Consider the following 11214-nt stretch of genomic DNA (forward strand, 5'->3'; position numbering starts at 1 on the left):
TAAATTTGTTAATTTTATCCTTTATGGTCATTTTTATCCGAAGAATTATCAAAAAAAATAAATCCTAAACAACCTCAGTTACAAAAAAATTTCCTTGAACAAGTTTTTATGCAAAAACTTTCCAAAGAATTTTATACCAGAGCCAATGTAGTACAAATAGCCCAAGATTTGTTGGGGAAATATCTTTTCACCCACATTGAAGGAAAAATCACAGCAGGTAAAATTGTAGAAACCGAAGCCTATTGTGGCAGAAGCGATAAAGCCTGCCACGCTCATCAAAATCGTTATACAGAGCGTACTCAAATAATGTTTGAGGAAGGTGGTAGAGCTTACGTGTATTTGTGTTATGGTATGCACTCGCTTTTCAATGTAGTTACCAACATAAAAGGTGAAGCCGATGCCGTTTTGGTGCGTGCCATTGAGCCGCTGGAAGGCATTGAAACAATGCTCCAAAGGCGTAATTTTGCCAAAATCAAGACCCAACTTACAGCAGGACCAGGGGCTTTATCACAGGCTTTGGGCATAAACAGAAAGCATTATGGCGAAATTCTTTGGGGAAATACTATTTGGATAGCTGAAAATCAGTTTTTCAAAGAAAGTTTTGAAATTCTTGCTTCTACGCGTGTAGGTATTGCCTATGCACAGGAAGATGCCTTTTTGCCTTGGCGATTTCGCATCAAAGGAAACTCTTGGACAAGCCGAGCCAAAGGTATGGGCGAATAAAGTTAGTATTTTACTCGTATGCCGTGATAATTTTCTTGGGCAGTGTAATCTTTGCGAAGGGGGTATCCTTGCCAATCGGCGGGTAAAAGAATACGCCGCAAATCGGGGTGATTGGTAAAATGAATACCCAGCAAATCAAAAATTTCCCTTTCGTGCCAATCGGCGGCTTTCCAAATGTGGCTTATGGTAGGAACTTGAGGTAAAGGTTCATTTTCAGCATTGCGAACTACAAGCACCTTCAAAACTGCCCAATGTTGGTAAGGAATAGAATACAAATGATAAATTACTTCCATTGTACCCACTTCCTTGCCATTATCAATACCCGTAATGCAAGAAAGAAAATCAAAATACGTTTGCGGATTTTGTTGTAGAAAAAAACATATTTCAGGCAAAAGTTCGGTAGGTACTTGCCAGATAGTTTGCGGTGAGCGTTTATCTTCGGCAATAATGCAATTTTCGCCAAATTTTTCTTGCAATAGTTGTCTGATTGCTTCGCTATCCATTACCAATTGCGTTTTTTGTAACCCTTTGCTCCATAATAAGCAATGAAAAGGTATGCAGGCACAAGCATTACATAAGCCAAACGCTCATTTTTGAGCAAATCGGCAATACTGCCATAAAGCAAAGGCATCAAAGCTCCTCCTGCTATTGCCATAATGAGCAAAGCCGAACCTTTGGAAGTATTTTTGCCTAAATCGGCTATGGCAAGCGGAAAAATAGCAGGCCACATTACAGAATTTGCCAGCCCCAAAAGAGCTACCGCCATTACCGAAAAAGATTTTTCAGTAAGCAGAATAAGAATGCTAAAAACTGCACCCAAAACCGCTGAAATTGTCAGCACCTTTGCCTGCGAAAGAAAACGAGGAATGGTGAAAATCGCTATCACATAGCCCATAAGCATACCTGTCAGTGTGAAAGAAGTGAAAAATTTAGCTTCTTGCTTGCTATATCCCCACGAAATTCCATACTGAATAATGGTATCGCCGGCAATCACTTCTACCCCTACATACAAAAATAGTGCTATCACCCCCAAAACCAATTGCGGATATTGCCACAAAGATTTGGAACTATCACTTTCTATGCTCTGGGGTGCTACATTGGGTAGCGAAACAAAGCGTATCATCACAGCAAGCAATACAAGTACCAAAGCCATAATGCCGTAAGGTTCTATTACTTTGCTGGCGAGTTCGGTCAAGATTTGGTCTTTTTGTGCATTTGAAGCAGTAGAAAGTTGTTTTTCAATGCTTTCAATATCACTGAAAACAATAAAACCCAGCACAATTGGGCTGATAATGCCTGCGGTTTTATTGGCAATACCCATAATGCTAATGCGTTGGGCGGCACTTTCGGGCTTACCCAGTATTGCTACAAAAGGATTGACAGCCGTTTGCAAAATTGCCAGTCCCGTACCTTGTGTAAATAAACCTACTAAAAAAATTTCATACAATCTATTTTCGGCGGCAGGTATAAAAATCAGCGAACCTATTGCCATTATCAGCAAGCCCCAAGCCATTCCTTTCTGAAAACCTACTTTTTCCAAAAACCAAGCCGAAGGTAAAGCCATCACAAAATAAGAAATATAAAAAGCAAATGCCACCAAATAGGCTTGCCAGTTGCTCTGCAACTGACAAACTATTTTCAGATAAGGAATAAGTACGCTATTGAGCCAAGTTACAAAGCCGAATACAAAAAAGAAAATTCCAAAAATAATGAGTGCAAAACGATACATATAGAAGTTTGGGGATTGAGGTTTGAGGTTTAGAAGTTCAAAATTTTGCTTTTAACTTCTGCTTGCTAAATAAATTCCTGTCCTTTCTTTTCTGCAATGCTTACAAACTCTTTGACACTCTGCTCTTCATCTTTGGGACAAATCATCAAAGCATTTTCATATTCAGCTACAATAAAATTTTTCAAGCCTTTCACAATAACCAAACGACTATCAGACGTTTGAATGATGCAGTTTTCTGTATCCAGAGCTACTACATTTCCTTTAATAACGTTCTGCTTTTCATCTTTGGGGCTTAGCTCAAAAAGCGATTTCCAAGTACCTAAATCCGACCAGCCGAAACTTGCAGGAATAATAAAAACGTGTTCCGATTTTTCCATAATACCATAGTCTATGGAAATGGCTCGGCATTGTGTATAAGCCTTTTCAACGGCTTTACTTTCTTCTTCTGTAAAAAAGGTATCTTTTATTTCCCAAAAAGCTTCGTAAATATCAGGCAAATGAATTTCAAACTCTTTGAGAATGGTTTGAACATTCCAAACAAAAATTCCTGAATTCCAAAGGAAATCGCCACTACGCAAAAACTCCACTGCAAGCTCCAAAGGTGGTTTTTCGGCAAAAAGTTTTACTTTCTTGATAGGCGAGCTAATGCCTAAAATTTTTTTCCAAAGGGTAGTTTTTTCTTCACAATACTGAATATACCCATAGCCTGTATCAGGACGCGTCGGCTCTATGCCCAAAGTTACCAAAATATCTTTTTGTGAAGTTTCTTTGAGTGCCTTTTGAATAGTTTTGGCAAATTCTTTTTCATTGCTAACGTAGTGGTCGGCAGGCGAAACTACTAAATTAGCCTTTTTATCTTTTTGAAAAATTTTGAAGGCACTATACGCTATGCAGGGGGCAGTATTGCGGCGGCTGGGCTCAAGAATGAACTGATGAGGGGCAAAATCGGGTAGTTGTTCGTACAAGAGCGTTTCGTGTTCTCGGCTACCAACGATATAAATGTTTTCAAGCGGGCAAATTTGCTTAAAACGCTCTACGGTTTGTTGCAAGAGCGTTTTTCCAGTGCCTAAAATATCGTGAAACTGCTTGGGAAAACGCTGACGACTAAAGGGCCAGAATCTTGTGCCTATTCCCCCTGCCATTATTACAGCGTACCAATGTTTTGATGCCATTTTCTTGCGTAAATTTTATGCAAAGATTACAATGATTTTAGATTGAGAAGGCTAAACTTCTAAATTGCACTTTGTTTCAACTCTACTTTTTACGATTGAAAGCATTAGCATTGAGCTTGGCAATGGCTTCCATACGTCTATGAGCGAGAGCTACTGCCGCCTGATGTGTATTGATATTTTCTTTTTCAGCAGTTTCAATAATATCATTTGTAAATTGATAAATTCTTTCGGTTTGCTCGTAAGCTCTTTGTTCGTTATACACGGGCATTGCAATTTCGCAATAAACATTGATAATTCCTCCTGAATTGATAAGAAAATCAGGGGCATACAAGATGCCTTTCTGCTTACACATATCGGCGTGGCGATTTTCGTCAGCAAGTTGGTTGTTGGCGGCACCAGCCACAATTTTACATTTCAGTCTGCTCAAAGTATCATCATTCAAGGTTGCTCCCAAAGCACAAGGGGCATAAATATCCATTTCAGCATCATAGAGCCTATCTTTATCTATAACCTGCACTTGCGGGAATTTGTTTTTGATAGCCTGCAAGCGGTCTTCATAAATATCTGAAATTAGCACTTGTGCTTTTTCTTTGACAAGATGCTCTACCAGATTTTGTCCTACGTGTCCTACACCTTGTACAGCAATTCTTTTCCCTTCTAAACTTTCAGAGCCATACACTTTTTTGGCAGAAGCCTTCATTGCAATATACACTCCATAAGCCGTAAAAGGCGAAGGGTCTCCACTCCCTCCCAAACTTTTGGGTTTTCCTGCTACAAAAGGGGTTTCCATTGCCACAAATTCTATATCCTGAGTGCTTACGCCTACATCTTCGGCAGTAATGTATTTGCCCCCCAAGCTATCTACAAAACGCCCAAAAGCTCTAAAAAGGGCTTCTGACTTGTGTTTGCGAGCATCGCCGATGATTACGGCTTTGCCACCGCCAATATTTAGCCCTGCTACGGCATTTTTATAGGTCATACCTCTCGAAAGGCGTAAAACATCATTGAGAGCCTCGGCTTCTGAGTTATAGAACCACATACGCGTGCCGCCTGCGGCGGGTCCTAAGGTAGTATTGTGTATAGCAATAATAGCTTTTAAGCCTGTATGAGGGTCATTGCAAAAAACAACCTGTTCGTGCTGATGAAGGTTTAACTGTTCAAATACGGATTGCATTGGCGTAGTTTTTGAGTTTCAAAAAGTACGCAAAATTAGAGTATTCCTCAAAAAGTGCAAAAAAATCAGAGATAAATGTAAAAAAAGAAAATAGAAATACACCAAAGGTATATTCCTATTTGTTCGTTTTTACGTATTTGCAATTAAACATAGCAAGGTTTATTGCATAGCCTTTTCGGGACGTGGAAGCAACCTATGATTAATAAATTATTATGGATTTTCAACCTTCAGCTTTAAGTGTCTGCATTTTGCCTTTTATTTTGCTCCATAAGTTCATAAATTCTTCTATCTGAAAGCCTTTTGCAAGCATTCCATCAAAGCCATTTTTGATATAAAATTTTTCACTTGCCTCTAACGAAGCCGTGTGGGCTATCATAGCTATATCACTTTTGATAACCTTTCTTACGTAAAGAGCTAAATCCAAACCCGACATCAATGGCATTTCTATATCAGAGATGATGAGGTCGTATTTATTCAGTTGGCTATCTATAATAGGCAAGGAAAGTCTGGCACTACGCACATAGTCTATTTCTGCAACTTGCAAAAGTTTCGCTTTCAGAAGTACCTCCTGAATTTCATCATCATCTACAAGTAAAATTTTTAGCTTGTTGAAATTCATAGCTGACGAAGGTTAAAATTAAAAAAGTTATTGCTTTATGAGTTTGACTATTTCGGTTTGGGTATCAGTTGAAATTTGCAAGAAATAAGCCCCTGCCGCTAATCCGTTGATTTGAGTATTGAGTTGATAGAATATCTCCTCGCCTTCTAGGATAGCGTTTAGGTGTGTTCTGCCAATATTATCAATAAGTGTAATTTTTATATTTTTACGTTCAGGATTGAAAATTTTGATGTTCAAATCATCTTTGAATGGATTAGGAAAGATATTTGCCCAAAACTCTTTGTTGAAATGTGCCGCCTTGATAGCAGAGTTGCGACTTGCTCCGTTTTGCTCAATCATTTTTATTCTATAATATAAAACCTCTTTCCCCAAATCTTTGGCATTGAGGTCGGTGTGTAAGTATTGATTATTTTTCTGATTTTGAGCATTAACGCTGGCAATTGCTTCAAAATTCAAACCATCAAGACTGCGTTCTACTTGGTATCTTTGTAAGTTGTATTCGTTTTGGGTTGTCCATACTATTTCTACATCTTTTCCCTTCACTACACGCACAGAAAAGGCAAACATATCCACAGGAAGCGGATTGACAAGGTCTGAAAGAGTCCAAGCATTGTGCAAAGTAGTCAGAGGGATATTAGTCTGCGTATGGCTACGTGTAGCTGATAAATCTAATAAACCCGCATTGTGTATAAACCAAGAGGTATTTATATTCGCAGGAGCAGTACGCCATAATTGCATTTGAGTAAGACTTTTTCCATTATCCCAATCCGAAATCCAAGAAAAGGTCGCATCTCTATTGCCCGTAGTATTGGTAATATTCACTATCCAATGCACATCTAAACTTTCGCTTGCCCCCACCAATGCCGTTCCTGCCGTAGGCGTGAACCCCCTGCTCGTAGTAGTTCCATCTCCTGAACGGCGTGTGAGCGTCAGGTTGCCTACATCTCCGCCAGCAGGCATTGAAAACATCAAGAAAGTAGGAAATGCGGCTGTACCCACCGTTCTTGCCTCCATAATGGCTGTACCACGTATATGGTTGGCATTGGTTTCCGTAGGACTATTTGCAGAAGGTGTAAAATAAACAGGACTATTATCAGAAGCAAACAATCTGCCGTTGGTAAGTGTGAGAGCATTGTGTATTCGCAAACCGCCTGTATTGGTAATACTCACACCATTGCCTCCGTTATTTATTACAAAATCACCAATGTTCAATACTGCACTCCCTTGGATCTGCTGTTCATTTACTCCCAACATCTCAATAATCCCACTAGCTCCATTAAAAGTCCCATTATTGATAACATCTCTGTTGGTAGTATTACCTGCTACCCGCAATGTTCCCTGATGCGAGATAGTTCCTCCTGCATTATTTTGCAGATTAGTTCCTGATAAAGTAACCGTCTCACCTGATAAGATATTCAGGCTCGCACCATTTGTTACTACTAATTGAGCTTGTAGCTTGCCCCCCCATAGTATTAGCCATACTCCAATGAGGGAAAATAAAAAGCGAGTCATAATTTTCTGCATTTATTTGCTTGTCAAATGTTTTTTCAAAAACTCCTCTACTTGTGTAGGGTATATTTCTTTACCAATAATCTTTCCTTCTGAATCCACAAGGTAGCAGGTAGGAGTTCGGCGAATAACGTAATTTTGTATTACTTCCGACTGCCAGCCCTGTAAATCGCAGAAGTGATGCCAAGCGTTATCTACACCAAGTGTTTTCAGATAACTTTTCCAATCTTTTTCGTTGGTATCCAAAGATACCGTTATTACTCCTATTTTTTGTCGGAATTGAGCTAATGATTTTTTCAACTCAGGGGTAGCTTTTTTACAATACTGGCAGGTGGAAGCCCAAAAATAAATTATCGTAACTTCGTAGTTTTTTACAAGTTCTTTGAATGGCTTCATACCTTGTTTTTCAAGAGGAATAAGGGGTGCCAGATTGCCTGGGTTGAGCTTTTTCATTCGCTCAAATCGTTTGAGTTCTTCTGATGCCGAAGTAATCGGCTGACTGCAAGCATCGTAATATTGCTCATAAATATAATTGACCATTTGCTCATAACCACTATGTAGGTAAGTTTTGATAAGATAGTTCAGCATAAAATCAAATACCGTGGCATTTGCTTTGGCTTGTTTGAGTAACTTATCTACCGAAAATCGTATCCCTTCGTAGCTATGAATATAAGTATAATCACTCAGATATTCATAAATTCTTTGCTCCAAAAATGGTACGCTCAATAGACTTGCGTCAGCAAGATTCCATTCTTGCACAAAGTAATCTTTCAGGAAAGCAGAGCGTGTATCATACTTTTGTGGATACTGTTCGGCTATGATAGGTTCGGCAAAAAGCGAAAGCAGAACATCGGCAACATAAGTGCCTCTGTAAGTGTTACGAAACTGCTTGATATTTCGCTGTAAAGAATCAAAACTTTGCACTTTTGCTTTTTCTATTGCCTGAAACTTTGCCAAATATTGTGCATCTAAATAGTTAAAATTTTCTGCCGCAACTTGCCTGCGGTATTTTTTTTGTAAATTTTTGTAAGCATTTATAAGGCGTAGAGCTTCTGATAAAATTCTATTTTCGGTATTATGCTGAAAATACGTATTGCTATTTACCTCGGTAGCTGTGAAAGTCCAATACAAAGTATCAGGGGTTTGGGTGAGAATTATATCTCTATACACTCCCAATTTTAAGCCATCTTCAGTAAAAGCCATTCGATAGAGTGCTTTGATAAATTGTTTAGGATTGCGTAATACAAAATTACCTTTGGCATCTATCTGGGCAGAGTCTACTTTTGCCCAAGTATATTCAGCATTCATTCCCCAAAGATAGATCTTATCATATAGATATTCTTGCTTCTGAGGATTGAGCAAGATGTTATCTTGCAACTTACCTACAATAACCTGCTGGGCTAAGCCATTAAGACTTAACACTATCCAACAAAAGGGCAATATGATTAATTGGAGTAATGGCATTATTGTTCAAAGCAGTAAAGACGTCTGGGATTATCGCAATAACCAATTGTAATATCACTCCATCCCCAGCCTGATGTAACTGCCTGTCCGACTCTGCCTGGAAGGGAAGATGATGCACTCGTCCAGTTGCTACAATGTTGTGATGGTGAAGCAATATTACCATTCTCCTCTGTATTAGCCCATACGGTAACAGGTGGAGTAGAATTATTAACAACTGTTCCTAATTCAGTAATACTAATAGCATTATCGAGGTTACCGTCTGTTAAATCTGCCCATCCGTTGGCTACTACTACATTATCAATACGTACCATATCAACCGTATGATTTACAAGACGTGAATTGGCACTTGTGGTACCATTACTCAACCAAGCTTTCCAAGTGCCTCCTAAACTGGCAGCGTTTGCTCTTGTTTGGCAAATGTTATCTGCTCCTGCCAAGCCTCCTAAGTTACCATTGTGTAAAGTAGAAGTTACAAATACCCTTTTATTACACGCTGCCGTACAAGGTACCGTACCTACACTATTCGTAACGGTAAGTGTGCCTGTGCCGTTTCTTGTAACGGTACCCCCAGGTTGCACGGTAATACGTCTGCAAGTAGCATTGGTATTATTTATTCTCACGTGCCCACCCGCGGGGATAGTTACCAAGTCATTGCCATCAGGGACTTTACATAAGTTCCAGTTGCTGGCTGTGTGCCAATCGCCATTGACGGGACCTACGTAGGTCAGGTTACATTGCCCCCATACATCAGGTACCAATAACATAAGCCAGCTCACTATTATCGCTATTGCTTTCATTGTTGTTATCTGTTTTAAGATTTTGCTATTTTTTTACTTGGGCATTACTCATATCTTGCAAAGCATTCATCATCTCTTCTAATTTCGCCATTTTAGCCTCTAACTTTTGTACTTTTTCGGATTGAGCTTTGAGCGAAGCATTTTCGGCTTTTAAGGCTTCTATTTCTTTTTGTTGCTCTTTCATTGCTTCTACGAGTAGGGCTACTACTTTGCTATACTCTACGGTTTTGTAGCCTACGGGGTCTGTGCTAACCACTTCGGGCAATACTTTTTCTACTTCTTGGGCTATGAAACCGATTTGTCTTTTATTTGAAAATTGGTAAGTAGTGTCTTGCTTGTCAGCTAATAGTTCTTCTTTGGTTTTGAAGTCATAATTCACCCCACGCATTGCCATTACTTTGCTCAAAGCGTTAGGAATATTGCTTACATTCTTTTTCCAGCGAGCATCGGAAGTTTCTTTGTAGCCTGTAGAGTTGAATACGCCTGTAATGGTAAGACTTCCTGCTACACTCATCAATCCAGTGGCATTGTTGTAAGTAACTCTATCACCTGCATTATTAGACCATAGCCTAACTATGTCTCCTGTAGCATACCAAGCAAATGTTCTTCCTCCTACGGTTCTATCTGCAAAGAAATAAGCAGCATTAGCACCAACAGTAGTAACACTTGTTGCACCTGTCATAGGAACAGCACCTTGCAAATCAAGTGTTTTATGTATGTATACACCACTAGGATTTGTTCTCACTGCCCAGCCACCATCGGATGGTAACAAACCAAAGTTAGTACCGTCATGATATACATATCCCATTGTAGCGGCACTTGCATTTAGAAACTGCATACCAAGTCCACTTCTTGAAACCCAGTAGTTGCTGTTATTAGTAGTAAAAAAGTGTTGTCCGTGCTCATAATTGTATATACCTGCCGAGCCTGCTACCCCAAACCAATTACCGCTTGAAAGACGAAGGTATCTGTAACCCATAATATGGTCGCTAGAAGCCTCACCTATTTGAAAAGCTAATCCCGTAGCAGGAGAAGCTCCTGTATAGAAGCGAATACCATCATAACCAAAATAAGCATTCATTTTAATACCAGTGTGAAAGTTGATATTCAAATCGGGAAAAGGATTGCTCCAAGCACCCCCCTCTTGGTAAATAGAATAAGATGCATGGCTAAGACCGCTATTTCCGCCTACACCAAAAGGTGTTAAATAAGCATAGCTAGAAATACTCTGCCCATTCATATTCAATGTAGTAGTAGCCGTATGGTTGCCGAGGTTATCGCCTACGGTAGAGTAAGGTACTGCCGATAAATTACCTGATGCATCTGCTACTACTGCTCTGCTGCCTGTTCCTGAAAGTCCTTGTACGCGAAGATTACCTGCATCAATGCTTACATTACCCGAAGTCGCATTGATGGTCATTACATACTTATTGAAAGTAGTACCAGTTATATCCCCAAAGTAAAATGCCTTATTGGTATCGTGAAAACCGAGTAGGAGTCCATCAGTGGTAATAGAACTGTGATTGGTATTGTTGAAATAAATATTTCTATTCCACCCATTAATACCATTGGTAAGATTAGAAGTGATTGTAAGCATTCCTCTATCAAGAGAACTTGTTTCGTTGATACCTACACGTCCATCATTACGTACAAAGAAACGCGAAGTCCCCGCATTGCTTGTAAGATTAAGCATGGAGGCGGTGTTGTCGTTGGTAGTACCTCTTACTTCAAGGCGAGAGCCTGGCGTGGTAGTACCGATACCCACATTTTGGGCGTTTGCAGTCCAACCGATTATTCCCATAATCGCTAAGACTTTTAAAGTTTTTTGGTAAAAAGTTGCCATATATTTTTTAATTTTGAAAAAATTACTTTTTTAGCAAAAGTGTATGGCAAAGGAAATATATTTCCCTATAAAATTCTAAAAATCACTTACTACAAAGACACTACATTAACGTGAGTTACAAGACTAAAAATTTGATTATCAAGTTTTTATTTTTAACAACTTAAATCCCCCCTTATTTACCTCC

The 11214-nt window shown here is 39.3% G+C and carries 10 protein-coding genes; 1 reads left to right on the plus strand and 9 read right to left on the minus strand.

Annotation, left to right across the window (positions count from 1 at the left end):
- Window positions 1-108: 108 nt before the first annotated feature.
- Window positions 109-723, plus strand: a complete 615-nt coding sequence (locus tag ACWITO_RS10265; protein ID WP_448529903.1) for a DNA-3-methyladenine glycosylase — start codon at window positions 109-111, stop codon at window positions 721-723.
- Window positions 724-725: 2 nt separating this feature from the next.
- Here the strand turns inward: ACWITO_RS10265 and ACWITO_RS10270 are convergent, their stop codons facing one another.
- From ACWITO_RS10270 to ACWITO_RS10310, 9 genes are all read right to left on the minus strand, one after another.
- Window positions 726-1226, minus strand: coding sequence for an NADH-quinone oxidoreductase subunit C (locus tag ACWITO_RS10270; protein ID WP_448529904.1), 501 nt, complete (start codon window positions 1224-1226; stop codon window positions 726-728).
- Window positions 1226-2452: a sugar MFS transporter gene (locus ACWITO_RS10275; protein WP_448529905.1), complete on the minus strand. Its 1227-nt coding sequence runs from the start codon at window positions 2450-2452 to the stop codon at window positions 1226-1228. Before ACWITO_RS10275 ends, ACWITO_RS10270 begins: the two co-directional genes overlap by 1 nt.
- A 65-nt stretch (window positions 2453-2517) precedes the next feature.
- Complete coding sequence (locus ACWITO_RS10280) at window positions 2518-3624, minus strand: mannose-1-phosphate guanylyltransferase (protein ID WP_448529906.1); 1107 nt, start codon at window positions 3622-3624, stop codon at window positions 2518-2520.
- A gap of 82 nt (window positions 3625-3706) precedes the next feature.
- Window positions 3707-4798: a Glu/Leu/Phe/Val family dehydrogenase gene (locus tag ACWITO_RS10285; protein WP_448529907.1), complete on the minus strand. Its 1092-nt coding sequence runs from the start codon at window positions 4796-4798 to the stop codon at window positions 3707-3709.
- Between the two features lie 220 nt (window positions 4799-5018).
- Window positions 5019-5417: a response regulator gene (locus ACWITO_RS10290; protein WP_448529908.1), complete on the minus strand. Its 399-nt coding sequence runs from the start codon at window positions 5415-5417 to the stop codon at window positions 5019-5021.
- Between the two features lie 27 nt (window positions 5418-5444).
- Complete coding sequence (locus ACWITO_RS10295; protein ID WP_448529909.1) at window positions 5445-6929, minus strand: T9SS type A sorting domain-containing protein; 1485 nt, start codon at window positions 6927-6929, stop codon at window positions 5445-5447.
- 12 nt (window positions 6930-6941) lie between these two features.
- Complete coding sequence (locus ACWITO_RS10300) at window positions 6942-8390, minus strand: TlpA family protein disulfide reductase (RefSeq protein ID WP_448529910.1); 1449 nt, start codon at window positions 8388-8390, stop codon at window positions 6942-6944.
- Window positions 8390-9187, minus strand: a complete 798-nt coding sequence (locus ACWITO_RS10305) for a DUF1554 domain-containing protein (RefSeq protein WP_448529911.1) — start codon at window positions 9185-9187, stop codon at window positions 8390-8392. Before ACWITO_RS10305 ends, ACWITO_RS10300 begins: the two co-directional genes overlap by 1 nt.
- Before the next feature lie 25 nt (window positions 9188-9212).
- Window positions 9213-11030 (minus strand): tail fiber domain-containing protein, encoded by a 1818-nt coding sequence (locus ACWITO_RS10310; protein ID WP_448529912.1) that lies wholly within the window; start codon window positions 11028-11030, stop codon window positions 9213-9215.
- Window positions 11031-11214: the final 184 nt, after the last annotated feature.

Source organism: Raineya sp., assembly GCF_053497555.1.